Here is a 26,297-nt window from a genome sequence, read left to right on the forward strand (position 1 = left end):
TTTGATTGATTTATTCTGTTCTCAGGCTTTTGGTCGGATTGGCCAATGCCGCTCTTATTGATTGAAAACTGACCGTTATCAGCGCTATACCCAAAGCAATGCATCCGGCCAGGGCAAACATCCACCATTGAATATCGATTCTATAGGCAAAACCTTCCAGCCAATTTTCCATGGAAAAATAGGCCAACGGAAATCCTATAATCAAGCCAACAAGCACCAACTTCGTAAAATCCGTAGATAGCATTTGGCTTATTTTGGCCACCGAAGCCCCCAGTACTTTTCGTATGCCAATTTCCTTTCTTCGCTGTTCCGCTGTATAGGCTGCCAATCCAAAAAGGCCCAAAGCGGCCACAAAAATGGCCAGCATACAGAACACAACACCGATTTGTCCCGCTCGCTTTTCCCTAGCGTACAATCTTGCAATGTTCTGATCTAAAAAGGAGTAGTTGAAATTCAGATTGGTAACCACTTTGGAAAAGGTTCCTTTAAATTCGGACACAGTGTTCGCCAGATTTCCCGAATTGAAACGCACAAGCATATAAGATTTGCCTTCTCCAGAATTATTGTGGAATGCATAGGCTCCAATGGGCTGGTGCAAGGATTCATAATTAAAATCATCCACCACCCCGACTATTGTCTGGGGCACCCCAATAAAGACCTCCTTGCCAATGGCCTCATCTGGGGAATACCCCAAAAAATCGACTGCCTTTTTGTTCAGTACCACTTCTACCAGGGTGTCTGTTTCATTTTTGGATTTCGGTAAACTCTTGCCCGCCAACAGTTGTAGTTTGAGTGCGTCCACAATCCCGGCATCGGTCACATTGGTCTGGATATTGAGTCCATTATTGTCCGTTCCCTTTTTTCGTAATGTTCGTCCGCTCACATCCATTCCGGGATATCCCTGTACCATGGATACCGCGGTTACTTCCGATAGTTTTTTGAACTCTTGCTCCAGGGCACCAAGGTTTTCCTCCCCACTCAATCCTCCAATGGAAATGGCCATTACATTGTCGGCAGCAAAACCCAGATTCTTGTTCTGGATATATTTTGTTTGTTGATAGATGACCATTACCCCAACGATCAATGCTGCCGAAGCGGCAAATTGCATTACCACAAGACCTTTTCTGATCACTAAATTTCCCTTTCCGTGCTTTAGCGAAGGTGATAGGATTTCCTTGGGCAAAAACCTGGATAGATACATGGAAGGGTATAATCCTGAAAACAATGTCGTTACAGCCCAAATCCCCAATGCCGCCAGTAAAAAAGTAGGGGTAAGCAATAAGTCAATCGTCAAGCTTTGATTTGTGAGCGCATTGAAACCAGGCAGCAATGATATGGTCAAGACAATACCGAACACAATGGAAATTGCCGTGATGAGTCCTGCTTCCAGATAAAATCTCCATACCAAGGATTTCGAAGAGGCTCCCAGGGTTTTGCTTATTCCCACTTCCTTGGAACGTTTTTGGGAACGGGCCGTGGTAAGGTTCATATAGTTGATACAGGCAATCAAAAGAATCAAAATGGCCAAATAGGTAAGGTTGCGTACCTCATTGATATCCCCAATGCGAGACGCGTAGCCACTCGCAAAAGAGGCTGAATACAAGTGGACATTTTCCAAGGATTGGAGTCCAAAGGTGTACCATTGTTCCTCTTTATCGACATTAGCCTCCAGCATTTGGTCAATTTGCTGCTGTGTGGCCTCTACGGAAACATTCTCCTTTAATAAACAATAGGTCTCAAAGCTGGCATTGCTCCAAGATTTTCTATCGTAGAACCAAAATCCGTTGCTTGAGGCCATAATGTCCGCATCAAGCGTACTGTTTTTCGGAAAATCCTTGTATATCCCGGTTACCTCTAGCTCACGATTGTTATCGACCACAATGGTTTGTCCAATCGGGTTTTCGTTGCCAAAATAGGTTTGGGCGGCTCTTTCGGAAAGAATTACTGTTCCAGGTCTGTCCAAGGCTCCGGTAGAGCTTCCTTGGACCATATCGATATCAAAAATGGTCAATAGTTCCTTATCAACCCAATAGAACAGGTTTTCGGTAAAATTTTGGTCATTTATGCGTAGGGAGGCTGGATCGCCAAAATTATGTTTCAACAACCTAGCAGCACTTTCCACATTCGTAACCTCTTCTTTAATGGCCCAGGCAGTTACCGGGGGGACTGTGGCCCAGGTCTCAAAACCAAAATCCCCATCGGTTTTCAGCAAAACCCTTTGAATCCTGTCCTTTTTTGGGAACATGGAGTCAAAGCTTCTTTCGTAGGAAATAAAAAGAAACAGGAACATCACAATAGTGAGGCCTATAGAAAGTCCAACGATATTGATGATTGAAAAAAGTCTATTGGACTTGAGATTTCTCCACGCTACTTTTAGATTGTTCCTGAACATAAGATTGATTTGATTGATGAATTAAACTCCTATACCATGCTTTTCATTGGCTTGTTTTGGCTCTCGGTCACAATTTGACCGTCAAATAAGTTAATGACCCGGTGCGCGTAGTGTGAATCACGATCGGAGTGCGTTACCATTACAATCGTGGTCCCTTCTTGGTTGAGTTCCGTCAACAGGTTCATTACCTCGATACCGTTTTTGGAATCCAGATTACCCGTCGGCTCATCCGCCAAGATCAATTTTGGATTGGTCACTACGGCCCTGGCAATAGCGACCCGCTGCTGCTGACCACCGGATAATTGCTGTGGAAAGTGTTTTTCACGGTGCGCGATCTTCATGCGCTCCAGTACTTTTTGCACCTTTTCCCTGCGCTCGGCCTTGTTCATTTTAAGGTAGATCAAAGGAAGTTCCACGTTTTCAAAAACCGTGAGTTCATCGATCAGGTTAAAGCTTTGGAACACAAACCCAAGGTTTCCTTTTCGTAGTTGGGTTCTCTGGCTTTCCTTAAGTCCGCCCACTTCGTGTCCTGCAAAATTGTAGCTACCCTCGGTGGGATTATCCAGCATTCCGATAATGTTCAACAAGGTGGATTTTCCACATCCTGATGGGCCCATAATCGCCACAAATTCGCCTTCTTCAACTTTTAGGTTTACCCCGTTCAAGGCCAAGGTCTCCACCTCTTCTGTTCGGAAACTCTTTTTAAGGTCTGTTATCTGTATCATTTTTTGATGGTTGTTTTTTATGTAAAGACTATTTTTTTTTTGATTGATGTTACATTTCGACGGACTATTTCAATACGATCCGTTCCGCATCACCAAAACTATCGTAGTTGCTGGTAATGACCTGTTCTCCCGGTTGAAGCCCCTCAAGGACCTCGTAATATCTTGAATTTTGTTTTCCCAAGCGCACATTGCGTTTGATGGCTTCGTTCCCATCCGGACTTACCACGAAGACCCATTGTCCACCCGTACTCTGAAAGAAGCCCCCTTTGGGCAACAGGAGCGCATCGTTGGATTCTCCTAATTGTAATCGTATGTTGTAGCTCTGTCCCGCACGGATGGTCTCCGGTTTTTCATCCACAAAAACCAGGTCCACACGGAACCTTCCGTTTCTTACTTCGGGATATACCTTACGCAAGCGTAATTTGAACTCGTTGCCATTACGCTCCAAAGTGGCGGAAAGATCTCGTTTTACCCTATCGATATAATGCTCATCGATATCGGCTTCGATTTTAAAATCGGTGAGCACATTGATCTGTCCTATACGTTGTCCCTGTGAAATATTCTGGCCGATTTCAGCATCCAAAAACCCTAATTGGCCATCCGCGGGAGCTCTAACATTTAAGTGGTCCAATCGTTCATAGACCATGGACAATGTTTTTTGCATCCGCTCCAAATCAGTGTCCAGACCCTTCAAAGAGGTTTCGCGAAGTTGGTCATCCTGCTCTGTTTGTAATTTTACGATTTCGTATTGCTTTTGTGCCAATTCGTAATCTTCCTTTGCTTTTAAATACACTTCTTTTGAGACCAGCTCTTCTTCATAAAGCTCTTGGTTCTGCTCGTAAGCGCGTTTCAAACGTTGCACATCGTACTGTGCGGTGGCCAAGGATTTTCTGCCTTCCACCTGTCTGGAATCAAAAGTAAGTTTGGTGGAACGCAAATCGTTCTGCTTTAAAGCCAGATTACTTTCACTGGCCAAAATCTGCTCGTAAAGAGCCATGTTTTCCAACTTCAGGATAATGTCCCCCTTTTTAACCATGGAACCTTCCTCAATCAGCTTTTCGGAAACACGTCCGCCTTCATAGGCATCCATATAAATGGTAGCAATTGGAGCTACGTTTCCATTTATGGTAATGTAATCATCAAACTTGCCGTCGGTTACCGAGGAAATGGACAATCGTTCCTTTTCCGTTCTAAAGGTTGACATGGAACTGGCAAAAATCAATTTATAGCCCACAAATAATAGCAATACGCCCAGAGCTATATAACCGTAGTGTTTGAGTTTAAGTCCTTTCTTTTTTTCTAATTGTATATCCATGGTATGTTTTAGTTGATGTTAAAAATGGGCAGTCCGCTGTAAAAATCTATGGTGCTTTGGTTGACCTTCAACCTAAGGCCCACTTGTAAGTTTTGATTTTGTGCCACCCCATACAGGTTCTTGGCCTGAAAGAGTTCCAACGCATTGATCAACCCTTTTTCGTACCTCTTTTGGGCGATGGTAAAAGCGAGCTGTTGCGATTCCACCTGTTTTATACTCTGTTCATATTCTGCTATAAGGGCCTGGTTGTCCTGAACCAATTGCTGCAACAACTGAAACAGCTCCTGCTCTTGAATCTCCAAGTTGTTCTTGGCCTGCATATATGCGATTTTCTGTTGCTTTACCCTTGAATGATTGGCCCATCCGTTGCTGATGGGAATGTTCAACTGCGCTCCCACGAATTTGGCTTGATTGTCGTTGAATTGTGTCTTAAATGGTATCACGTTTCCGTTTTCGTCTACATTGGTCTCAAAATAACTGGTCCCATAACCTGCAAACAGGGACAATGAAGGGAACAAGTCTCCACGAGTAGCCTGCAATTGTTTTTTTGCTGCGGTTACCCGGTACTCCTGCGACTTGACCAAAGGCACAAATCCCCTTGCTTTTTGGTATAAGGAATCCAAAGTAACATCTTCATTTACAGAAGTTTTCTCCAAGCCTTCCTGAATATTGATGTCCGATGTTTCGGTCAGATTCATTTCTTGCAGCAACACCAGTTTAGCATTTGCCAATTGGTTTCGGTTTTGGGTCAATAAAAATTTATCCCCCAAAAGATTGGATTCTGCTTCATACAGGTCTGCCCCGGCCATTAGCCCCAGCTCCACCTGCTTTTCGACCAAATCATAGTTGGCTTGAGAAATTTCCAATTGTTCCAAAGTATTGGCCACCAATCCTTCGTAAAATTTGATATCGTAAAAAGCACTCATTACCCGAAAGGCCAGTAAAAATTTTTCCTGTAAAATATCTTCTTGGGTGGCTTTGTAAATAAACTTGGAAGCTCGTATCGAATTCAGTTTTTGAAAACCGCGGAACACATCCAGACTGGCATTGAGTGAATAATTATTACTAAAGAACTCGGTGTTCACATAATCGTTGGTCTGTGGGTCGGCAGACCTACCGTACCTGATCGTATAGTCGGTAGACCCGCTTACAGATGGCAATAAATCGCGAATGGATTGCCTGTAAGATTCCCTGCTGGATTCATTATTGTAAGCGGTGTTCCTTACCTGAAGGTTGTGCTCGATAGCATAATCCACACATTCTTCCAGGGTCCAAACTTCTTGGGAAAACCCGATGAAGGAACACAATATCAATAAGGTTGTTATGTATATTTTTAGATTCATAGTTTAATGCTGTGCCAAACTACGTTCTATTCTTGTGCCAAAATATATTTTTATTGATTATCAGATAGTTACGATGATAAAATTACAAGAAACCTGCTTTAGGTGTAAAAATTTTGTACAAAAATTGTCCAAATATTTTACAGTTAAACAAAACATATCGGAGCAATTACTAGTTTTAGCCATCAATTCGAATACAAAGCTTTATGGTCGATGTCAAAATTTTAGTGGTTGACGATAACAAGAGCGTGTTGAGCGCTTTGGAAATTCTTTTGCAGTTTGAGTACAAAAGTGTCCAAACCATATTCAATCCCAACCAGATTTCTTCTTTTCCCAATTTGGAGGATATCGATATCGTGCTGTTGGACATGAACTTTTCCGCTGGCGTGAATACGGGAAACGAAGGATTGTATTGGCTCAACGAAATCAAAAAAAGGTCGCCCAACACATCTGTTATTATGATGACAGCCTACGGGGCGGTGGACTTGGCTGTTAGGGCACTTAAGCAAGGTGCTTCCGATTTTGTACTGAAACCCTGGAACAACGAACGTTTGATGACCACGGTAAAATCAGCCTACGAACTCAGAAAATCCAAACAAGAAATACACAACCTTAAGAAAAAGGAGAACAATTTAAAACAGGTCATCAATGAGGGTCGGAATTATATCATTGGTCAATCCAAGGCACTGACCTCTGTCTTGAACCTCGTGGCCAAAGTGGCCAAAACGGATGTTAATGTGCTCATCACAGGAGAAAATGGTACGGGAAAAGAATTAATAGCGCGTGAACTACACCGACTTTCCAACAGAAAAAATGAAGTCTTTATAGGTGTGGATATGGGCTCCATCGCCGAAAACCTGTTCGAAAGTGAACTTTTTGGGCACACCAAAGGTTCATTTACCGATGCCAAAGAAGATCGGGCGGGTAAATTTGAAGCGGCGCATCAAGGTAGCTTGTTTTTGGATGAAATTGGAAACCTATCGCTACAAATGCAGGCCAAATTGCTGTCCTCGATTCAAAATAAATCCGTGGTTCGGGTAGGTTCCAACAAACCTATTGATGTGGACATTCGGTTAATCTGCGCCACCAATTGCAATCTGGAGCAAATGGTAGCAGACGGTCTGTTCCGTGAAGATTTGCTGTATCGCATCAACACCATTCATATTGAGGTACCGCCGCTACGAGAGCGTAATGAGGACATTTTGGTGCTTGCCGATTTTTTCTTGAAAAAATTTGCCCATAAATACGATAAATCGGGGCTGCGCATCAATCAAACGGCACAAGAAAAATTGATGGAATATCCATGGCCGGGCAATGTTCGCGAGTTACAGCATACCATGGAACGGGCCGTTATTCTTTCCGACGGTAATGTGTTGAAGCCCTCGGATTTTCTTTTACACGCCAAGCCTATGCAATCCATGGATAGCGAACCCATGACTCTCAATGAAATGGAGCAACAAATGATCGATAGGGCTTTGGAGCAGAATGAAGGAAACTATAGCGCAGCCGCCGAACAACTGGGCATTTCCCGTCAAACGCTTTACAACAAGTTGAAAAAAAAGTAATCGATGGCCAGTAGAAACTTTTATATTCAGCTTATCATCAGGGTTATTTTTATAACCCTTACAGCTTTGGCATTGGCTTTTTCCGTGTCATACAAATGGTATTTTACCTTAGGGCTTTGTGCTATTATTTTGATGGCACAGGTAGTTTCACTCGTTACTTTTATCAACCGTACCAATCGAAAAATCGCTTATTTTTTTGATGCCATCAAGAACGAGGACTTTACACTTCGTTTTCCCGAAGGGGTTACCATTGAGTCCTTCAAGGAATTGAACCGAAGCCTCAATCGGGTCAATGGGCTTATCCAAGAGGTACATCTGCAGCTTCAAATTCGAGAGCAGTACTATCAGGAAATTTTGAAACAGGCCAGCATTGGTATTATGACCTACAATGAAAAAGGGCATATCCTTTTCGCCAATCCAACCTTGGAACAATTACTGGATTACACGCCACTGAACCACATCAAACAATTAAAACAGGTTGATGAAAACCTGTATCAAATCTTTAAAAATTTCAAACCCTTTCAACGGAAACTTTTTCAATTATCCAATGAGCGCGAGCAAACGCAATTGGCTATCAAATCAACACCTTTAACATTGGACGGACAGTCATTGCAATTGGTCGTAGTACAGGATATTCACAAAGAATTGGACGAAAAAGAAACCGAGTCCTGGGTGCGGCTTATCCGTGTACTGACCCACGAGATCATGAACACCATTACCCCGATTGCCTCCATTTCCGATTCCATTATCAAATATTACCGCAAAGGGGACAAAATAACCCCTATGGCCGAATTGGAGGAAGGTCAAATCAAAAACACACTCAAGGGATTGGAGGTCATTAAAGAGCAGGGTGGGGACCTTATGGATTTTGTACAATCGTACCGAAGTTTGTTGCATGTGCCAGAGCCCAACAAATCCTTGGTAAAAGGTAAAGATCTGTTGGAAAAAATCGATGTGCTCATGTCCGCCAGATTGATAGATGGGGAAAGTGATTTTACCACTAGTTGCCAACCTGAGGATTTGGAGTTCTATATTGATGAAAAACAAATCTCCCAAGTATTGATCAACTTGGGCAAAAATGCCCTGCAGTCTGTTGAAGCTACAGAAAATGGAAAAGTACAAATGGTTGCGGGCATCGATGAAAACGGTTCCAAGTTCATAGAAATCCGAGACAATGGGCCCGGTATTCCACCTGAAGTGATGGACGAGATATTTGTGCCTTTTTTCACTACCAAAAGTGAAGGAACGGGTATTGGTCTGAGTCTTTCCAAGCGTGTGATGCAACTTCATGGGGGCAATATTCAAGTACGTTCGGTTCCACATACCGAAACGGTTTTTCGACTTACCTTTGCTTAGTTGAACTATGAAAAAAGAGCTTTTAGATTTTTGTTGGAAACAGGTGGATGAACGCACTGCCCGCCTGAAAAAACAGAGTCGTGAACTTCAAGAATCCTTGGGGTCTGAAACCAAAAGTTCCGCTGGTGATAAGCACGAAACGGGTAGGGCGATGGTTCAGTTGGAACAGGAAAAATTGGGTCAACAATTACAGGAACTCGATGCCACCCGAAGCATTCTCAACAAAATCACTATTGAAAAACCGTCGGAAAAAATACGTTTGGGCTCTTTGGTAAGAACCAGTATGGCGGATTATTTCATAGCCATTTCAGCAGGCGCTTTTAAAAAAGATAACAGTGTAGTTTATTGCATTTCGGCCAATGCGCCGATTGCAAGATTGCTATTGGAAAAGGAAAAAGGGGAACGCTTTGTTTTCAATGGGAAAGAGCAATCCATCTTGGAGGTGCTTTAGGAATCTTCCTCCACTGTTTTCATACTTGGTTTTTCACGATGAAAAACAATCAGAAGGAAAAGTATTCCAATGATGACCAAGAACACGATTTCCAAAGTGGACAATAATTGGTTCATGCCAAGAGATCGTTGTGATCGTTGGGTCAATTGGCGCCCCTCATAAAGTTGAACTTCTGAAAGTTCGTCAAGATTATTGTTTATCCTGGTCAACCTTGAGGAAATTTTATCCTTCAGCTCGGCATTCCCTGCCCCTTTGTTGGTGGACAGATTTTCCTCCATCCGTTGAAGTTCGGTATAGCTGTTCTTCAAATCGACCAAATATTTCGATTCCTTGATAGTTAATTCCGTTTTTTCGAAATCTGAAAGAATGGTCTCAATATCCGAAGATTGCGTTGGCGACCCTGCATTTTTCCCATTCTTGGCCAAGGCCAATTCCTTTTTATGAAACAGATTGTTGAGCCTATAAATATATTCCTGGACCACAAGGCGATCTTCAAAAACCGAATTGACACTTTGTTCTACGGTGGAAAAATTTCGCTGGTTCAATCGATTGGAGGCCAGTACCAATAAAAATGCCGCAGCAAGTATGAAGCTTGCATTTATTCGTTGCTTTATGGACATATTCTTTGGCATATGCTGCTTTTTATATGATGATAGTAGGGGCTTGTGATGATGAATTATCCGCCCAGCCATAGCTAACCATTCTATTAGAGCAAACCTAATCCTGTGGGCTAGGCGGAAATCATCAATCAACTACAGTGCACTCAACTCGCCAGACTCAAGTGCATTTTTTAAATCGGCCTTGACCACTGGGTGGCTGTTAAAAAATCTTTTACCGTCGGTTTTTTTGATTTTGACCTCAACGGTACCGTCTTTTTTCTCTTTGATGGCTGTTACAACAACCTTTCTGCCAACGACTCTTTTATAGTCGGCAATTCCACCTTTTTTAATGATGAAGTTGGCTCTTGGGAAATCAATGTGCTTGAACTTGGGTGCATCTGGATTACCAATTTCCAGCACGTCCCCAACTTTTACATCCTGTGGGTTTGTATTTTGAGCGTTGATATTCGTGGTAGCTACCACGAAAAGAATTGCTAAAATCATTATTCTCATAACTAGTATATATTTAGGGTTTACAATAATTTTTCATGTCTTTTCTATAAGTCAAAACTGGATGATAATTGATGGGACTGTTGCACATCAACAATTTTGAAGGATTGAACATCCGATGGAAATCCAAGTTGAATGTGATCGTCCACCGCTAGTCCAACCAAACTGGCCCCTAGCATACTCGCCACGGAGATGGTATTGTTCTCAACATCTCGGCGGGTCGATGGAACCAACTGAAACGTTTGCCGTACTCCATGCACAAATTCCACGGTTACTTTGGAGTTTAGGCGAACCACATCATCAGGCATATCCGACTCATCTTCTATCAAGGCTCGATCGATTCTTTCGCTCAACTGTTCCAAAGCATCTTTATGGGCATAATCCTCATAAAACCTATGAAAGGTCAGTATGCGTTTCAGTGTCAGGTAATCCTTTTTTTCCATGATCAGGCTTCCGTATTTCATTTCCAGTTCTTAACGGACGGGACACTAAAATTTAGCATCCCAATATTCTGCACATAGAAAGGCAAAGCCTATGCCATTTGAAAAGACATTTATCAAAAAAAAGTTTTATAATTCTGATAATCAGTTATTTAAAAACATTCTAGAGTAAAATGAAGAAAAGTGTAATCGGGTAGTTTTTACCCGGTTGAGGCAAAATGCCCCAGTAACTATTTAAGTTTTTCGCGAAGTGTTTTTCGATTGATACCCAAGATTTCGGCAGCTTTGGTCTTATTGCCCTGGGTGGATAGGAGTACTTCCTGGATGTATTCTTTTTCTTTTTCCTGAAGTGTTTTAAATCCTTTTTTGGGAAAGTCGATTTTGTATTTCAATTCATCCGGAAGGTGTTCCAAAGTGATTTTTCCATCACACATGATTACGGCACGCTGGACCACGTTTTCCAGTTCACGGATATTCCCGGGCCAAGTGTATCGTTCCAGCACTGCAAGGGCATCGTCATCAATGCGGACAAATCGGTCCTTGTATTCAATGCCATATTTCTGCATGAATTTATCGACCAATAAAGGAACGTCCGAAGTACGCTCCCGAAGCGGTGGCACCTCAACAGTAACGACGGAAAGGCGATAGAACAGGTCTTCCCGAAAGGTTTTCTTTTGGATCAGTTCGTTCAAATCACTGTTGGTGGCGGCAATGACCCTAACATCCAATTTTTCTGGTTTTTGGGAACCGATTTTGGTCACTTCCTTTTCTTGGAGCACCCGCAACAGTCTATTTTGGACCGGTAGGGTCGCATTTCCTATTTCATCCAAAAAAATGGTGCCCTTGTGTGCTGCTTGGAAAAAACCATCACGGTTTTCGTTGGCACCTGTAAAGGCACCTTTGGTGTATCCAAAAAGTTCGGCCTCCAACAAATTCTCTGGAATGGCCCCACAGTTCACAGCGATAAAAGGTGCCCGTGCAAACTTGCCCGAATAGTGAATGGCACGCGCCACCAGTTCCTTTCCCGTACCGCTTTCACCTCTCACTAGAACCGTGGCACGGTTGTCCTTGACCCGATCAATAATCTCCGTGACTTTTTGGAATGCTTCGGAATTTCCGATCATATCGGCGTAGCCATTGGTGGCGATGGGTTTTACCGGTGGCGTTTTATAGGAGTCCTTTGCCTCCTTACTGGTAAGGGCTTTTTTTACCGCCAATTCCAGTTCGCTTTTGGTAAAAGGCTTGGTCAAATAGTCCGTAGCCCCATGTTTTATTACGTTGGAGGCATCTTCCACGGACGGAAAACCGGTCACTACCAATTTGGGCATGTTCGGGTAATGTTCGGCCACATATTTTACCAGCTGCAATCCATCAATCTCCGGCATATTAATGTCGGTGACCAACAAATCTATCTCTGTATCCTTTAGGATATAAAGCGCTTCCTTTACCGAAACGGCCTTATAGGTGTGATAATCCATCGATTTTAAGTGTCGCTGCAACAGCTCCAGAATATCGATGTCGTCATCAACGAGCAATATGTTTTCCTTCTTCAACAAAGCGATTATTTTTTAGGGAATTGCAATGTAAAGATAGTGCCTGCTGGAGTATTTGGGGTTACCTCAATACTTCCTTGATGGCTTTGCACAATGCCATGCACTACGCTAAGCCCCAATCCCGACCCTTCACCAACGGGTTTGGTGGTAAAAAATGGGTCAAAAATATGGGGTATGGATTCCTCAGGTATTCCTGGACCTTGGTCGGCAATTTTTAATATGACATTATCTTTTTCCGTTGCCAAAGAAACCGAGATAGCGCTTTTGGGCGGTGCAAAATAAATGGCGTTTACAATGAGGTTGAAAACCACTTGGGTCAGCTGGATTTTATCTATGCGCAGCTCGATGGTGTCCTCGGAATGCTCAAATTGGCAAGAAACATCATTTTGACGCAAAGTTGTTCTCAACATATTGATCGCTTCTTCCATTACCTCAACCACATTGATGACTTCACGTGTTTCGGGCATCTCGCAAGCGAAGAACATCAGTTTTTTGACCACTTCCCTTGAAAATATGGTGTTGGTAATAATTTTGTCCAGATCCTTGAGGGCTTGTGGGTCATTACTGATGTGTTCCTTTAACAGTTCCGTAAAGCCCAGAATATTGGCAAGTGGGGTGTTCAATTCGTGGGCGATGCCCGCGGTAATTTCCCCTAAGATGCGCAGCCTATCGGATTGCTCCACTTGCCTGCGTATGTGCTCTTCTTTTTCTTTGATTTCTTTCCGCTCCAGCAAATTGCCCACTTTTAGGCAAACATTGTCCAAAAGTTGCTGTTCTTCTTCCAAAAAATCCTTGAGCTGGTATTTTGGCGAAGGATAACCGATCTTTATTTCGCCCTTAGGTTTATTGAACACGGTAATGGCCGACTCCAAAAACACATAGGCGTCGCCTTTCTCCTCGGTTTTGATAAAATAATCAGGTGTCGAGAGCTCCACATAGGTTTCCTCATCGAATTGCCAAGCACGTTCCAAACATTGTACTATGCCGAGCAATGCGGTTTCCATATCATCGTAATCACAGTTGACAATGAGCGAGGTTACCTCATACAAACAGGTAAGCTCCTTGATGCGTTCCTTGAGTTTTTGTTCGGCTGTGAGCATGGTATTCTCCTTTTTAGCAAAATAGTGAATTATTGAAAGAGTGGGGCCTAAAAACAATCAGTCTCTTTTTGCAACACTGTCGGTTCTTAATTAATTCCCAAAACCACATATAATCAAATCCTAATTAGTAACTTATGGATTATTCCCTTACAAGTTTCCCCACCATTTGATGATCATAAACTATCTGTCCTCCCAAAGGAGTGGAAAATTTGTCCCTCATGAAATTAAAAATTGTATTGCTCTACATAATATTCCACCACTTCGCTTTTTCTCAAAGTCCTGAACAAGCTTTCAAAATTTTGGAAAAAAGCTTTGAGCGAATGATGGAGCTGCAGAGCGTTGCTTATGATTCGTACAAAGAAGCGGAGGAGAGCAATGTAACTTATCTTAACCAAAAGGATTTTATTTATTTTGATTTGGAGCAGCTTTTTTTAGCTGTCATAAATTTTCATTTGGTTTCTTATGTATTGATTATCAATATTTTATGAATTTTTTCTTTTCATTTAGATGCATCAATACTACCTTTAAATGACCATTTGTTGTACCTATGTTGTACCCAAAATACCGCTGAAAATGATCAATGTACGAACGGTTTTAAGAAAAAAACAGCTTTCCGATGGAACTTATCCGGTATGCCTTCGTGTGACCAAAGATAGGCGATCTAAATACTTCAAGACCATCTACAATGTATCTCCCAAAGAATGGGATGAACGTACCGGTTCTTTCAATAAGAACCACAGCAATTTTATTCAGGACAATCGGTTATTGTTGAAGTTTCGGGACAGAGCATTAAAAGTGATCGCAGAGTTGGAAATGGAGAAAGATGATTTCTCTTTGAGGGAATTTGAACATAATTTTAGATTGGCTTTCAATCCTGTTAGAAGAAACGTTTTTGATTTTTGGGATGAAATAGTGGAGGAGTTGAAGCTAGCCGGCAGAATGGGCAATGCCCGTTTCCACAACGATACCAGTAAATCCGTCCTTAGATATTTAAAGTTTGACAAAGACCTTTCTTTTACGGACATTACCCCGGCCTTTCTTGAAAAATATGAGGCCTATCTGCGTTCACGTGGTGGCACAGATGGCGGTATTGGTGTTAGGATGCGCTCCATAAGGGCATTGTACAACCATGCCATCAGAAGGAACATCGTAAAGGAATCCCTTTATCCCTTTCGTGCATATAAAGTATCGAGATTGAAAGGAAGGGGGGCCAAAAGGGCTCTTACCTTTGAAGAAGTAAAACTGATAATCAATATTGACCTTTCTGAAAATCCGGAGCTTTTGAACAGCAAAAACTATTTTGTTTTTAGCTTCTATACCAGAGGGATGAACTTTGCCGATATGATGAAATTAAAATGGAAGGATATCAAAGGTGGAAACATTTACTATACCCGCTCCAAGACCAAGGGAAACTTTACCATTAAAATCCTACCTCCGGTTCAGGAAATGCTGGATCATTATCATAAAAATTCATTGGGCACAAAATATGTCTTTCCCATTTTACTCCATGACGAGCTTACCCCGAACCAGATTGAAAACCGCAAGACCAAAGTGCTCAAAAACTATAACAAGGATTTAAAGGCTATTGCAGAATTGGCCGAAATTGAAAAATCTGTGACCAGTTATGTGGCCCGTCACAGTTTTGCCAATTGTCTCAAGCAAAAAGGTGTTGCAACGGATGTGATTAGCGAATCATTGGGCCATCAAAACATGGCCATAACCCAAGCATATTTGAAGGAATTAGATACCTCTGTGGTTGACAAGGCCATAGAAGTATTACTCTAAATCTGATTTTCCTAGAATTGGGTCTTTAAATTCAGCTAAAGGGTCCAACCAATCCGCTTTTTGTTCTGCCCAATTTAGATAAACTTTGATTTCTTCATTTAACAAAGATTTATTCTGTTCTACTTTATCCTTGTAGGCACTTAGGTAGTCTCTTATTTGTTTAGCCTTATACCAGTTCTCTGAATCTGAGATAAGTTGTCTCAATTTTGATTTTTCCTCTGCTATTTTCTTCAGAAGTTCTTTCTCTTTTAACAGTTCTTGTTCTCTCCTCCTTTTTTGCTCTGCTTGTTGCGCTCGTAAATCATGCCAATACTTGCAATCTTTTTCTATCCAAGCTACGATTTGTGGAAGGTATTCTTCTAAACGGATAGTTTTTCTATCTATCCAACTTTTTTGTCTGAATGATGGGCCGGCCTGAAATTCTAGCTTATCGCTTTTTTTCCAAGATTCCCTACTCCAGCCCGACTTATCTTTCTCCCGTATTCTATGATACTTCTGGCGAAGATTTATTTCTGTTTTTTGACCGAACATCTGTATATGACAACGGCTATACTCAAAGATGATTTTTCCATTCATGGCCTCTATTGCCAAAATCAGCGTATTCATAAATCTAAGTGCCCTAGGCCTCATTTTGAGGTCAGTATGGATGGGTAATATTTCATGTTCTTGGGATAACTCCCAAAATCGGACATCTTTGCTCTCATCTAATTGCTCCAATAGTTTTTTACTCTTCCTTATTGTTGGATGATATTGCACAATCCTCTTTGGTACTTTAAAGTGTAAATTACTTTGCTGCTCCAGTTCATATGCTCTTTTATGGTTATCCGTTTTAAATTTTTTGGAATCTGAGGCCAAGTTTATTTTGATATTTCTGTTTTCCATTTTAGGCAGAGGTGTTTTGGTTATTTCTTTATTGAACCTAACCTTTGTCCAATGACCTCGGTTGGGTAATGGGATATTGTATTCTTGACAAACATCTTTCAATTGCTGTTGCGTTACCTTAAGTTGCTCAGACAAATCATTCAAAGATTGCTCCCATACCAAACCATATAATTCTACTCTTGTAAAAGTTTTTTCTTTCATTTGATAAAGATTTCTTAGTTAAAATTCGAGTTTATCCCCAAAAAATGGTAATTTTCTCGAAAAAATACTAAAGCTGGATTTATCTGAATACATAAAAATCTGTCAATCAAGAGAAGTATACTCATTTACTTGGGACGAGTTGATCATCAATATCGATAAACCAGCTTCTGCCATAAAGAAAGAGTTGACATACTTAACATCCAAAAAGGAGGTTCTAGCCTTAAGGCAAAACTTCTATTTGATTATCCCTCCAAGATATTCGACCCTTGGAAAACTACCCATCGAACTATACATTGAAAAATTATTCAAATATCTTGACAGAAATTATTATCTGGGAGGCTTTTCGGCGGCAAAATTGCATGGAGCATCACATCAACAAATACAAAAAGAATATGTAGCAACCACCAAGCCCGCTTTATTATCCATATCAAAAGGAAGCATCCATATCAAATTTTTCACGCTTTCCAACTGGCCTAAAGGGAACATAATACAGAAAAAATCCGATGCTGGATATTTTAACGTTTCAGACCCCATATTAACCATTGCGGACCTTATCCACCATCAAACAAAGCTGGGAGGAATAAATCGGATACTATCCAATATTGAAGAGCTTCTGGAAGAAGTTAATCTATCCGACTTGACATTGCTCTTACAATGGTACCCACATACAAGTGTATTACAGCGTTTGGGCTTTTTGATAGAGCACATAGAACCTGAAAATGAATTAATGAATCTTCTTTACGAGCATTTAACAGAGAGGCGTTTTTATCCCGTTCTTTTGAATATTGGAGACAGGAACAAGCCTGGTTCGGTGGATAACCGTTGGAAGGTGGATGTAAATCTAAAATTAGAAAGTGATTTATGATACCAAGGCCCTACATAGCAGAATGGCAAGAACATGCTCCGTGGAAATCGTTTGCCCAGATAGAGCAAGATTTGATTATAAGTCGTATGCTGGTTGCCATATTCTCCGATGATTTCTTATATGAAAACCTGGCTTTTAGAGGAGGTACGGCATTACACAAGTTATACCTTAATCCAGCACCTCGGTATTCAGAAGACATTGATTTGGTTCAAATTAAGGAAGGACCCATTAAACCTATTATGGAAAGACTGGGTCAGGTCATAGACTTTTTTGAAGAGCCAAGAAATACTCAGGTTAGAGGTCATGGAGCAAAAGCTCTATATCGATTTAACTCAGAGTACGAGAATATCCGTATGCGGGTTAAAATTGAAATCAATTGTCGAGAGCATTTTAATGTTCTTGACTGGGTAGAATTCCCATTCGAAATTGAGAATGCTTGGTTTACAGGTAGCACCAAAATACGAACATATAATATCAATGAACTTTTGGGAACAAAGTTACGGGCGTTATATCAGCGTAGTAAAGGCCGTGATCTTTTTGATTTGGATTATTCGCGGACGCACATAAATTTAGAAACGGCTTCTATCATCGAATGTTTCAATGAATATATGGCCTTTTCGGTTGGAAAGCCACCAAGTCAAAAAGAGTTTTTACAAAATATTGAAGCTAAGGAAAATGATTCTGGTTTTACTGGGGACATGGAAGCTTTGTTGCGTCCTGAAATTGAATATGACCAAAAAGCAGCATTTAGATGGTTGAAAAATGAAATACTTAAAACCGAAGAATGATGTTCAACGAAGACTCTAGAGTAAAGATACCAGCGATTTTACATCTCACGCAACTTGGGTATACCTATTTGTCCCTTAAGGAATCTAGCTGGGATGTGGAGACCAATATTTTTACGGACATTTTCAAGACTTCGATTGAACGAATAAACCCGCATCTTGAAAGTCAAGATGTTGAAAGGTTATATCAGGAAGTAAGCCTGTCGCTTGACAACAATGATTTGGGCAAAGCCTTTTATAATATGTTGGTGCAACGTTCAGGAACTAAACTTTTGGATTTAGAAAATTTTGGAAACAATTCTTTCCATGTAGTAACGGAGCTTACCTATAAAAATGGTGAGGATGAATTCCGGCCGGACGTTATTTTATTAATTAACGGTATGCCATTGGTTTTTATCGAAGTGAAAAAGCCAAATAATCGTGATGGGGTTTTGGATGAGAGGAGGCGAATCAAAAGAAGGTTTCAGAATAAAAAGTTCAAAAAATTTGTGAACCTTACCCAGTTCATGATTTTCTCCAATAACATGGAGTATGACGACAATGAAATTGAGCCCTGGCAGGGCGCGTTTTACGCCTCCCCCTCATACACCAATCCCATCTTTAATTATTTCAGGGAAGAAATTGGTTTTAATCTTTCCCAAGTTTTAAAACCTTTGGACCCCGAAACTGAGGACTTCGTTTTAAGGGACACTAACTATCAAGCCATAAAAAACAGTCCAGAATTCTTAACCAACAAGAATCTGGATTCTCCAACAAATAGAATTCTCACTTCTTTGTTGAGTAGGGAAAGACTGCAATTCATGTTGCGCTATGCCTTAGCCTATGTAAACGAGTACTCCGGTATTCAGAAACATATCATGCGTTACCCGCAGTTTTTTGCAACAAAGGCCATTCAAGAAAAACTGGATAAAGGGATAAAAAAGGGAATCATTTGGCATACCCAAGGTAGTGGTAAAACGGCTCTTGCGTATTACAACACCCATTTTTTGACCGATTACTTTCAAGCCAAGAACATTATTCCCAAGTTCTATTTTATAGTCGATAGATTGGATTTGCTCACACAGGCCCGGGATGAGTTTACGGCGAGAGGTTTGAAGGTACACACGGTAAACTCTAAACAGGAATTTCTAAATGATTTAAAAACCACCACCGCTGTTTATAACGCCAAAGGAGTTCGTGAAATTTCTGTGGTAAATATCCAAAAGTTTCAAGACGACAAGGATTTACGGATGAACCTTGACTATGATATTTCCATTCAACGGATTTATTTTTTGGATGAAGTGCACCGTAGTTATGATCCAAAAGGTAGTTTCTTGGCCAATTTAGAGCAGAGCGATAACAATGCCATCAAAATTGGATTGACAGGTACACCTTTGATCGGGAAAGATTTAAAATCCAAAGACTTGTTCGGTGATTATATTCATAAGTACTACTACAATAAATCCATAGCTGACGGCTACACTCTAAAGCTGATACGCGAAGACATAGAGACCGAATACCAAATAAAATTAAAGGCTGCGCTTGATTCCATTGATATAAAAAAGGGAGATACTGATAGAAAATTGGTGTATGCCCATCCCTCATTTGTAGAACCCATGTTGGAGTACATCGTCAACGACTTTGAAAAATTCCGGGTTCGTAACAATGATGCCAGTTTAGGGGGCATGGTTATATGTGACAGCAGCGAACAGGCAAGGGAATTATACAGGATTTTTAATGAGAAATATGGTTCCATGGTTAATGGTCTGCCAAAAGCCGCTGAAGAAAAAACTTCCTATGGCAATGAACGGTCTGTAAACTATAAACCTAATAAAGCAGGGCTGGTTTTGTATGATTCTGGCTCAAAGGATGAATTGGCCGAACGTAGGGACCAATTTAAATCTGGAAAAATTGACTTGCTTTTTGTATATAACATGTTATTGACGGGTTTTGACGCCAAACGGCTAAAGAAACTATATCTGGCAAGGGTAATAAAAAGTCATAATCTATTACAGGCATTGACCCGTGTAAATAGAACCTATAAAGATTACCGATATGGTTACGTGGTGGATTTTGCTGATATCTCCTCCGAATTTGACAAGACCAACCGCGCCTATTTTGATGAGCTTCAAGAGGTACTGGGCGATGAGATGGAAAGCTATTCCAATCTCTTTATGTCTAAAGAAGAGATTGAGGCCAGCATATCGGAAATAAAGGAAACCCTTGCTGATTATGAACTAAAAAATGCCGAAGTTTTCTCTACTCAAATTTCGGAAATTAGCGATAGGGGCGCCATGTTAAAGATCAAGAAGGCCTTGGAAGATGCCCGTTCCCTTTACAATGTCATTAGATTGACAGGGGAATATGATCTATTGGAAAAATTGGATTTCCGTCAATTGGGACGATTGCGTATCATGGCAATAGACCATTTAGCATTGATTAATGCCAAGCAAGCCTTGGAGCACAACGAAGAAATGGGCAATCTATTAAATATGGCCCTAGAGGATGTGGTTTTTCTATTTAAAAAAGTAGGGGAAGAAGAACTGATTCTGGCCGATAGACTAAAAGACATTCTAAGAAAAACGCGTGAGGGCCTGGCCAGTAATTTTGATACTAAAGACCCTAAATGGATCAGCCTATATGATGAATTAAAAAGGCTTTTTGAAAATAAAAACCTTAGTGAAGTCACTCAGGAGGAAATGCAGCGGAATATGCATTCACTGAAGACCATTCATGAAAAAGTGAAGGAACTGAACCGAAAAAATGAGTTGCTGCGTGCTAAATACGAAGGTGATTCCAAGTATGCCCGGGTTCAGAAACGATTATTGGAAGCAGGAAAACCTTCAAAAATTAGGACGGCTATAATCCAGGCCTTACAAAAAATTAAGGAACAAGCTGATATGAGCATACTACAACGCAACAACACCTTGGACAATGAAGCATATTTTAAACGGGAAGTGGCACGCTATGTAATGAAATCATTCAACCAAAGTTTGACCACCACTTTGGATTATGACACCGTAATTTTTATTAGTGACATCATTGTAAATGAATATATGAACGAGTATTATAACAGACCGGCATAATGACTGTAGAGAATACAACACAGACTAAAAAACTAATAGACAACCTAAAGGCTGTTTGTGCCAGTTATGGTTTAGGGAATGATGGTAACGAGTTTAAGATCATCACCCAAGTGTTTTTGTACAAATACCTGAACGATAAATTTTCATATGAGTTAAAAAAAGTACGTCCAAATTTAACTAAAAGTGAGAAATGGCAATTGGCATTGAGCGAGATTGATGAAGGAGAATACAAACTATTACAGTTTGACTTGGAAAGTAATACGGCCTTTCTCTATCCACACCATGTAATTGAATACTTGTTTGATAGGCAGAACGAACCAGAATTTGGCAAGCTGTTCGATGACACACTTTTGGACATTGCTACCAAAAACAATGATTTATTTGCGGTAAATACCGATGGGGGTGCCAAGATTCGATTGTTTGATAGGGTCACTGAATTTATTTCGGATCCTACCAAACGGGATGCCTTTGCAAAGGCATTGTTGAATAAGTTAGTGGATTTTAGTTTTGAGAATATCATGACCGAAGGGTTTGATTTCTTCTCCACCATTTTTGAGTATCTGGTAAAAGATTATAACAATGACGCTGGGGGTAAGTACGCTGAATACTATACTCCGCATGCCGTGGCCAAGATAATGGCTGCTATTTTAGTTTCGGAACCTGTTAAGAATGTGACCGTATATGATCCAAGTGCGGGATCGGGTACCTTGCTCATGAATTTGGCCCACGCCATAGGACCAGATAAATGCACAGTATATTCTCAGGACATTTCGCAAAAATCCTCTACACTGCTACGATTAAACCTCGTGTTGAACAATTTGGTGCACAGTATTGAGAATGTTATCCAAGGTAATACCATGACAACTCCGTATCATAAAGAGCACGGAGCTTTACGCAAGTTCGACTACATCGTAAGCAACCCTCCTTTTAAGCTGGACTTTAGTGACGATGTAGAGGAGTTGCAGAAGAAAATAAATAAAGATCGCTTTTTTGCGGGAATTCCCAACATACCTAAAAAAGCCAAAGATAAAATGGCGATTTACTCGCTGTTTTTACAGCACATCGCATATTCTTTGACCGAAAAGGGAAAAGCAGCGATAGTTGTACCTACAGGGTTCTTAACGGCGCAAAGTGGTATTGATAAAAAAATACGTCAATACTTAGTTGATCATAAAATGTTGGCCGGAGCGGTAAGCATGCCTAGTAACATTTTTGCCACTACAGGCACAAATGTTTCCATTGTTTTTATGGACAAAAATAATGATGGAAAAGTGGTGTTTATTGATGCCAGCAATTTGGGTAAAACGGTAAAAGAAGGCAAAAACCAAAAAACGGTTTTAAATACTGAAGAGGAAGACCGTATTATAAACACCTTTATCAATAAAACAGAGGTGGATGATTTTTCCGTAGTGGTTGAATATGATGAAATCACTACTAAAAACTATAGTTTTAGTGCAAGTCAGTATTTTGAAATTAGAATTAAATACGTTGACATAACTCCTGGTGAATTCGAAGAAAAAGTGAGAACCTCTTCAAAACAGCTCGCTAACCTGTTTTCCGAAAGTGAACTTCTGGAAATGCAAATACAACATAACCTAAAGAATTTGAAGTATGATAATGAATGAGTCAAAGTATAATGCTCATTGGGAAACTAAAATTCTTTCAGATTTGGGATCTTTCCAACGTGGTAAATCTCGTCATCGTCCCAGAAATGACAAATCACTTTTTGAAAACGGTCATTTTCCTCTAGTTCAAACAGGAGAAATAAAAGATGCCAACCTTTACATAACATCTCATAACGCCACTTATAACAGTTTTGGACTGAAACAAAGCAAGTTGTGGCCAAAAAATACTCTCTGTATAACGATAGCCGCAAATATTGCTGAGACTGCCTTATTAGGGTATCCCATGTGCTTCCCAGATAGTGTTGTTGGTTTTATTGCCAACCCAAAAGAAAGTTCAGAGTTGTTTATGCACTATGTTTTCACATACATTAGAAAGGCTATTCAAAGTTCAGCAAGTGGAAGTATCCAAGACAATATTAATATTGATTACTTAACTAGACTTAAATTTAAGATTCCAGCTAAGTCGTACCAAGATGGAATTGTTAAAACTTTATCACAAATTGATTCAAAAATAGAGATCAACAACCAAATCAATGCAGAGCTTGAGGCCATGGCCAAACTGCTTTTCGATTATTGGTTTGTACAGTTCGACTTTCCATTCGACTTCGATCAGGGCAAGCCCGATGCCAGCGGCAGGCCCTATAAGTCCTCCGGGGGCAAAATGGTCTATAACAAGCAGTTGAAACGGGAGATTCCTGAAGGGTGGGATGATGGTACGCTCTCAGATGTAGCAAATATTATAATGGGGCAATCTCCTCCTGGAAATACCTACAACGAAAATCAAAATGGAATAGTCTTTTTTCAAGGCTCTACAGATTTTGGTATTAGATTTCCATCCATACGCCAATACACAACTCACCCATCTCGGATAGCGCCGGAAGATTCAATACTACTATCAGTTAGAGCTCCCGTCGGTACACTTAATCAAGCATTGTGTGAATGTTGTATTGGTAGAGGATTAGCGGCTATCAATGAAAAAAGTGGATCCAATTCTTACTTATGGAGTCAAATGACTTATTTCAAACAAGTTTTTGACTACAGGAATTCTGTGGGAACAACTTTTGGTTCAATTACCAAAGATGATTTATTTAGTTTAAAAGTTGTTCTACCTAGTAAAGATGCGATTAATCATTTTAAATCAATAGTCGATTCTTTTCATCAAAAAATTAAAGTTAATTCAATAGAAAACCAAAAATTGTCAGAACTCCGTGATTGGTTATTGCCAATGTTGATGAATGGGCAGGTAAAGGTTGGCGAGTCGAAAGAATAATTATATTGGATCATGAAGAGAAAAATATTTATATAAATTTCATAAGGTTCAAATGATCGGTATTCCAATTAAATATTCAGACTTTTTTAGCGGGCCAATCCCCATAAACCCCGTAAACCTTATCAAATCAATCCCAAAAGATGAGTTAATTGCCTCAATTGCTGCAATTAATACCAGATTAAAGCCAATATTTAATACTAGTTTTGACAACTCACGAAAGACACAAATAGAATCTTTGCGTGCTATTCTTTTAGACTTGGGCAATCCTATAAATAGGGGTATTGCCACTCCATTCATTAAGCAATTATTAGAATTACCAGATAGTCAAATCCTATTTACAAGGGTAACCTGTTTATATGCTTATCAAGAAATATTGGCGAATACTGGTTTCACAACAACTGCACCCCCTAGCTATACACCAAAACAACGCATCGACTTATTTAAATATTTACTGATATGTAATGAAAGGGTACTATATTTTGATACTTCTTATTCTGAAAATGACCATAAAATTTTAGGTAATCGTTTCTTCGACTATTTCATGTTTAAAGAATTACCACACAACCAATACTATTTTGTTCCACATCCATTTAATCGTTTCTATATTGGATGGTTTTTGATGGATAAATTGAATAATGATAGATTCTTTTCTAAACATTTTAAAGATTATTTGGATACCACTTTTGGTATAGATGATATTTCTGAATTCTTCAAATACATCATTGGACAATTCTTCGGCAGTAATGACGATAATCTAAAAATTACTTATTTGAAAGTTAAAGTTGGGTATACTAAGGCAATCAAAGTGTTGGCCGAAATGTCCAAAAGAAACGGTATTCCATTACCAATTCATACGGATTTAAAAGTACTTGACTTTCTAGAGTTAAAGAAGAGCCCTGTTTATGACGGTGGAGTGAAAAATGGTATTCACTCGTTTATAGTGATGGATTCTATACTTTTTTTAGAAAAGGTTTATTCATTATTTATTAATGATTTCTGGTTTGATTATTTAAAACCAAAAGCAATTTGTAATAGAAAAGATTGGGGGGATTTTATAGGAAATAAATTTTTCGAACCATTCATTGACTTAATTTTTAAGAATATCTCTTCAGAAAACAAGAGGTCAACTTATTTAAATCAGGGCTTTCTGACATTTAATATCAATGGCAAGGGTCATGTTGAGTATGCAGACTTTTATTTTAGACATAAAAATAAAGTACTTCTTATAGAAGCGAAAAGTAATTACTGTAGATACCCTGTAGATACCCCGATCTTTAGGACAGTTTCTCTACAAAACTAATATAATTCAAGCCGCTCTCTTAAATAGATCGATAGGTCTTTCATAGTCGATGGACTGGTGTCTTCTTTCATGGTTGTAATAATCAAAGTACTCTGCCAATAACAGATAAAGGTCCATACCGTCCCTTGGAGGGTTCAGGTATATCTTCTCGTATTTTACATTCCTCCATAGCCTTTCGATAAAGGCATTGTCCGTGGCCCTTCCCTTACCGTCCATGCTCAGGCGTATTCCCTGGCCCAAAACATAATTGGCGAACTCCTCGGCGGTGAACTGGCTCCCCTGGTCCGTATTGAGGATCTCAGGTGTCCCGTGCTCACCTATGGCCTCTTCCAATGTTTCCCTGCACCATTGGGCATCCATGGAATTGGACACGCTCCAGTTCAGGACATAGCGGCTGTGCAGGTCGATGATGGCCACCAGGTAGAGATATCCCTGTTGCATGGGGATATAGGTGATGTCGGTTGCCCATACCTGATTGGGCCTGTCAACTGTCAGGTTGCGTAGCAGGTAGGGATACGTTTTGTGGTCCTTGCACCTTCGGGAGGTGTGCTTTCCCGGAAGTACCGCCCTAAGCCCCATTACCTTGTAATAGAGCCGTTCGATCCGGTTCCTGCTCACTTTATAGCCTTTGTCTTTGGTCAGCCAGATGTGCATCCGCTTGGCCCCTTTGAAAGGGTGGTGGAGATAATGTTCGTCCATCTCCCGCATGAGCTTCAGGTTCAGTTCGGTCTCGCCCCTGGGCTTATAGTACAGCCCGGAACGATGGACCGACAATGTTTCGCATTGTTTTACAATGCTCATCTTGGAATGACCCTTGCGTATCATTTTTCTGCGTTCGGAGAGTGGTCTCAGCGCAAGGCGTCCTTTAAAAAATCGTTCTCGACCTTCAACTGGCCTATGGCCTTTAGAAGTTTGTCCTTCTCCCTTTCGGTCTCGCTGCGGGCATCCTTCTTGCCCGATTCGAACACCTGCTCGGCCCCATCGAGGAAATCGCGCTTCCATGCGCTGATCTGGGTCGGGTGTATCTCGTACTTCTGGGCAAGTTCGGCAAGGCTATGCCGCTCTTTCAAGGCTTCCAATACCACCTTGGTCTTGAACTTCGGGGTAAACTTTCTTCGTGTCATATTCAGTAAATTTAATGATTAAACTTACTGCCCTAATTTTTGGGGTATC

23 protein-coding genes are annotated in these 26,297 nt (G+C 40.5%); 11 read left to right on the forward strand and 12 right to left on the reverse strand.

All coding sequences use genetic code 11. The features are described from left to right. Window positions 1-10 precede the first annotated feature (10 nt). From EO132_RS02300 to EO132_RS02315, 4 genes are all read right to left on the reverse strand, one after another. Window positions 11-2,392 carry an ABC transporter permease gene (locus EO132_RS02300; protein WP_127136419.1) on the reverse strand — a complete coding sequence of 794 codons (2,382 nt, stop codon included), beginning with the start codon at window positions 2,390-2,392 and terminating at the stop codon, window positions 11-13. Between the two features lie 29 nt (window positions 2,393-2,421). Next, window positions 2,422-3,117 carry an ABC transporter ATP-binding protein gene (locus EO132_RS02305; RefSeq protein WP_127136420.1) on the reverse strand — a complete coding sequence of 232 codons (696 nt, stop codon included), beginning with the start codon at window positions 3,115-3,117 and terminating at the stop codon, window positions 2,422-2,424. Window positions 3,118-3,181: 64 nt separating this feature from the next. Continuing rightward, window positions 3,182-4,432 (reverse strand): efflux RND transporter periplasmic adaptor subunit, encoded by a 1,251-nt coding sequence (locus tag EO132_RS02310; RefSeq protein WP_127136421.1) that lies wholly within the window; start codon window positions 4,430-4,432, stop codon window positions 3,182-3,184. Window positions 4,433-4,440: 8 nt separating this feature from the next. Further along, entirely contained in the window at window positions 4,441-5,775 is a 1,335-nt protein-coding gene (locus tag EO132_RS02315) for a TolC family protein (protein WP_127136422.1), read from the reverse strand. Between the two features lie 203 nt (window positions 5,776-5,978). Between EO132_RS02315 and EO132_RS02320 the strand changes: the two genes are divergently transcribed. Genes EO132_RS02320 through EO132_RS02330 form a run of 3 tightly spaced genes read left to right on the forward strand, consistent with a single transcriptional unit; the run spans window position 5,979 to window position 9,144 of the window. Next, a complete protein-coding gene (locus tag EO132_RS02320; protein ID WP_127136423.1) occupies window positions 5,979-7,337 on the forward strand; it encodes a sigma-54-dependent transcriptional regulator in 1,359 nt (452 codons plus the stop codon). Window positions 7,338-7,340: 3 nt separating this feature from the next. Further along, entirely contained in the window at window positions 7,341-8,693 is a 1,353-nt protein-coding gene (locus EO132_RS02325) for a sensor histidine kinase (RefSeq protein ID WP_127136424.1), read from the forward strand. A gap of 7 nt (window positions 8,694-8,700) precedes the next feature. After that, the gene (locus tag EO132_RS02330) at window positions 8,701-9,144 is read left to right on the forward strand and encodes a 3-oxoacyl-ACP synthase (RefSeq protein ID WP_127136425.1); all 444 of its coding nucleotides are present in this window, start codon (window positions 8,701-8,703) and stop codon (window positions 9,142-9,144) included. Here EO132_RS02330 and EO132_RS02335 read toward each other — a convergent pair. The 5 genes from EO132_RS02335 to EO132_RS02355 all read right to left on the reverse strand — a co-directional run bounded on the left by EO132_RS02335 (window position 9,141) and on the right by EO132_RS02355 (window position 13,346). Further along, a complete protein-coding gene (locus tag EO132_RS02335) occupies window positions 9,141-9,776 on the reverse strand; it encodes an MCP four helix bundle domain-containing protein (RefSeq protein ID WP_127136426.1) in 636 nt (211 codons plus the stop codon). The genes EO132_RS02330 and EO132_RS02335 overlap by 4 nt on opposite strands. Window positions 9,777-9,896: 120 nt before the next feature. After that, a complete protein-coding gene (locus EO132_RS02340) occupies window positions 9,897-10,256 on the reverse strand; it encodes a hypothetical protein (protein WP_127136427.1) in 360 nt (119 codons plus the stop codon). Between the two features lie 44 nt (window positions 10,257-10,300). Continuing rightward, window positions 10,301-10,717 carry a GreA/GreB family elongation factor gene (locus EO132_RS02345; protein WP_127136428.1) on the reverse strand — a complete coding sequence of 139 codons (417 nt, stop codon included), beginning with the start codon at window positions 10,715-10,717 and terminating at the stop codon, window positions 10,301-10,303. Window positions 10,718-10,923: 206 nt separating this feature from the next. Then, window positions 10,924-12,249: a sigma-54-dependent transcriptional regulator gene (locus EO132_RS02350; RefSeq protein ID WP_127136429.1), complete on the reverse strand. Its 1,326-nt coding sequence runs from the start codon at window positions 12,247-12,249 to the stop codon at window positions 10,924-10,926. 5 nt (window positions 12,250-12,254) lie between these two features. Further along, window positions 12,255-13,346 (reverse strand): ATP-binding protein, encoded by a 1,092-nt coding sequence (locus EO132_RS02355; RefSeq protein ID WP_127136430.1) that lies wholly within the window; start codon window positions 13,344-13,346, stop codon window positions 12,255-12,257. 218 nt (window positions 13,347-13,564) lie between these two features. On the opposite strand from EO132_RS02355, the gene EO132_RS02360 reads away from it, so the two are divergent. Next, window positions 13,565-13,834 carry a hypothetical protein gene (locus EO132_RS02360; RefSeq protein WP_127136431.1) on the forward strand — a complete coding sequence of 90 codons (270 nt, stop codon included), beginning with the start codon at window positions 13,565-13,567 and terminating at the stop codon, window positions 13,832-13,834. Between the two features lie 85 nt (window positions 13,835-13,919). After that, entirely contained in the window at window positions 13,920-15,131 is a 1,212-nt protein-coding gene (locus tag EO132_RS02365; protein WP_164732262.1) for a site-specific integrase, read from the forward strand. Here EO132_RS02365 and EO132_RS02370 read toward each other — a convergent pair. After that, window positions 15,123-16,214 carry a hypothetical protein gene (locus EO132_RS02370; protein WP_127136433.1) on the reverse strand — a complete coding sequence of 364 codons (1,092 nt, stop codon included), beginning with the start codon at window positions 16,212-16,214 and terminating at the stop codon, window positions 15,123-15,125. The genes EO132_RS02365 and EO132_RS02370 overlap by 9 nt on opposite strands. A 139-nt stretch (window positions 16,215-16,353) precedes the next feature. Between EO132_RS02370 and EO132_RS02375 the strand changes: the two genes are divergently transcribed. From EO132_RS02375 to EO132_RS02400, 6 genes are read left to right on the forward strand one after another with little or no spacing between them, the layout of a single operon-like run. Continuing rightward, the gene (locus tag EO132_RS02375; protein WP_313781218.1) at window positions 16,354-17,079 is read left to right on the forward strand and encodes a type IV toxin-antitoxin system AbiEi family antitoxin domain-containing protein; all 726 of its coding nucleotides are present in this window, start codon (window positions 16,354-16,356) and stop codon (window positions 17,077-17,079) included. Next, on the forward strand, window positions 17,076-17,867 hold the full coding sequence (locus EO132_RS02380; RefSeq protein WP_127136435.1) for a nucleotidyl transferase AbiEii/AbiGii toxin family protein: 792 nt from the start codon (window positions 17,076-17,078) through the stop codon (window positions 17,865-17,867). The genes EO132_RS02375 and EO132_RS02380 overlap by 4 nt, the downstream gene beginning before the upstream one ends. Then, entirely contained in the window at window positions 17,864-20,929 is a 3,066-nt protein-coding gene (locus EO132_RS02385) for a type I restriction endonuclease subunit R (protein WP_127136436.1), read from the forward strand. Before EO132_RS02380 ends, EO132_RS02385 begins: the two co-directional genes overlap by 4 nt. Continuing rightward, window positions 20,929-22,554, forward strand: a complete 1,626-nt coding sequence (locus tag EO132_RS02390) for an HsdM family class I SAM-dependent methyltransferase (protein WP_205780300.1) — start codon at window positions 20,929-20,931, stop codon at window positions 22,552-22,554. The genes EO132_RS02385 and EO132_RS02390 overlap by 1 nt, the downstream gene beginning before the upstream one ends. Continuing rightward, window positions 22,547-23,824 (forward strand): restriction endonuclease subunit S, encoded by a 1,278-nt coding sequence (locus EO132_RS02395; protein ID WP_205780301.1) that lies wholly within the window; start codon window positions 22,547-22,549, stop codon window positions 23,822-23,824. Before EO132_RS02390 ends, EO132_RS02395 begins: the two co-directional genes overlap by 8 nt. Window positions 23,825-23,876: 52 nt before the next feature. Further along, the gene (locus tag EO132_RS02400) at window positions 23,877-25,124 is read left to right on the forward strand and encodes a hypothetical protein (protein WP_127136439.1); all 1,248 of its coding nucleotides are present in this window, start codon (window positions 23,877-23,879) and stop codon (window positions 25,122-25,124) included. Window positions 25,125-25,130: 6 nt separating this feature from the next. Here EO132_RS02400 and EO132_RS02405 read toward each other — a convergent pair whose 3' ends face one another. Together EO132_RS02405 and EO132_RS02410 are read right to left on the reverse strand one after the other, a co-directional pair. After that, entirely contained in the window at window positions 25,131-25,949 is an 819-nt protein-coding gene (locus tag EO132_RS02405) for an IS3 family transposase (RefSeq protein ID WP_127136440.1), read from the reverse strand. A 23-nt stretch (window positions 25,950-25,972) separates the two neighbouring features. Then, window positions 25,973-26,248 carry a transposase gene (locus EO132_RS02410; protein WP_072882405.1) on the reverse strand — a complete coding sequence of 92 codons (276 nt, stop codon included), beginning with the start codon at window positions 26,246-26,248 and terminating at the stop codon, window positions 25,973-25,975. Window positions 26,249-26,297: the final 49 nt, after the last annotated feature.

It is taken from the genome of Flagellimonas oceanensis, from assembly GCF_003992595.1.
Taxonomy (GTDB): Bacteria; Bacteroidota; Bacteroidia; order Flavobacteriales; family Flavobacteriaceae; genus Flagellimonas; species Flagellimonas oceanensis.

What these genes read in the sequence shown, in the direction of transcription:
- EO132_RS02300 (WP_127136419.1), bottom strand. Translation starts at nt 2,392, where the DNA reads ATGTTCAGGAACAATCTAAAAGTAGCGTGGAGAAATCTCAAGTCCAAT.
- EO132_RS02305 (WP_127136420.1), bottom strand. Translation starts at nt 3,117, where the DNA reads ATGATACAGATAACAGACCTTAAAAAGAGTTTCCGAACAGAAGAGGTG.
- EO132_RS02310 (WP_127136421.1), bottom strand. Translation starts at nt 4,432, where the DNA reads ATGGATATACAATTAGAAAAAAAGAAAGGACTTAAACTCAAACACTAC.
- EO132_RS02315 (WP_127136422.1), bottom strand. Translation starts at nt 5,775, where the DNA reads ATGAATCTAAAAATATACATAACAACCTTATTGATATTGTGTTCCTTC.
- EO132_RS02320 (WP_127136423.1), top strand. Translation starts at nt 5,979, where the DNA reads ATGGTCGATGTCAAAATTTTAGTGGTTGACGATAACAAGAGCGTGTTG.
- EO132_RS02325 (WP_127136424.1), top strand. Translation starts at nt 7,341, where the DNA reads ATGGCCAGTAGAAACTTTTATATTCAGCTTATCATCAGGGTTATTTTT.
- EO132_RS02330 (WP_127136425.1), top strand. Translation starts at nt 8,701, where the DNA reads ATGAAAAAAGAGCTTTTAGATTTTTGTTGGAAACAGGTGGATGAACGC.
- EO132_RS02335 (WP_127136426.1), bottom strand. Translation starts at nt 9,776, where the DNA reads ATGCCAAAGAATATGTCCATAAAGCAACGAATAAATGCAAGCTTCATA.
- EO132_RS02340 (WP_127136427.1), bottom strand. Translation starts at nt 10,256, where the DNA reads ATGAGAATAATGATTTTAGCAATTCTTTTCGTGGTAGCTACCACGAAT.
- EO132_RS02345 (WP_127136428.1), bottom strand. Translation starts at nt 10,717, where the DNA reads ATGAAATACGGAAGCCTGATCATGGAAAAAAAGGATTACCTGACACTG.
- EO132_RS02355 (WP_127136430.1), bottom strand. Translation starts at nt 13,346, where the DNA reads ATGCTCACAGCCGAACAAAAACTCAAGGAACGCATCAAGGAGCTTACC.
- EO132_RS02360 (WP_127136431.1), top strand. Translation starts at nt 13,565, where the DNA reads ATGAAATTAAAAATTGTATTGCTCTACATAATATTCCACCACTTCGCT.
- EO132_RS02365 (WP_164732262.1), top strand. Translation starts at nt 13,920, where the DNA reads ATGATCAATGTACGAACGGTTTTAAGAAAAAAACAGCTTTCCGATGGA.
- EO132_RS02370 (WP_127136433.1), bottom strand. Translation starts at nt 16,214, where the DNA reads ATGAAAGAAAAAACTTTTACAAGAGTAGAATTATATGGTTTGGTATGG.
- EO132_RS02380 (WP_127136435.1), top strand. Translation starts at nt 17,076, where the DNA reads ATGATACCAAGGCCCTACATAGCAGAATGGCAAGAACATGCTCCGTGG.
- EO132_RS02385 (WP_127136436.1), top strand. Translation starts at nt 17,864, where the DNA reads ATGATGTTCAACGAAGACTCTAGAGTAAAGATACCAGCGATTTTACAT.
- EO132_RS02390 (WP_205780300.1), top strand. Translation starts at nt 20,929, where the DNA reads ATGACTGTAGAGAATACAACACAGACTAAAAAACTAATAGACAACCTA.
- EO132_RS02395 (WP_205780301.1), top strand. Translation starts at nt 22,547, where the DNA reads ATGAATGAGTCAAAGTATAATGCTCATTGGGAAACTAAAATTCTTTCA.
- EO132_RS02400 (WP_127136439.1), top strand. Translation starts at nt 23,877, where the DNA reads ATGATCGGTATTCCAATTAAATATTCAGACTTTTTTAGCGGGCCAATC.
- EO132_RS02405 (WP_127136440.1), bottom strand. Translation starts at nt 25,949, where the DNA reads ATGATACGCAAGGGTCATTCCAAGATGAGCATTGTAAAACAATGCGAA.
- EO132_RS02410 (WP_072882405.1), bottom strand. Translation starts at nt 26,248, where the DNA reads ATGACACGAAGAAAGTTTACCCCGAAGTTCAAGACCAAGGTGGTATTG.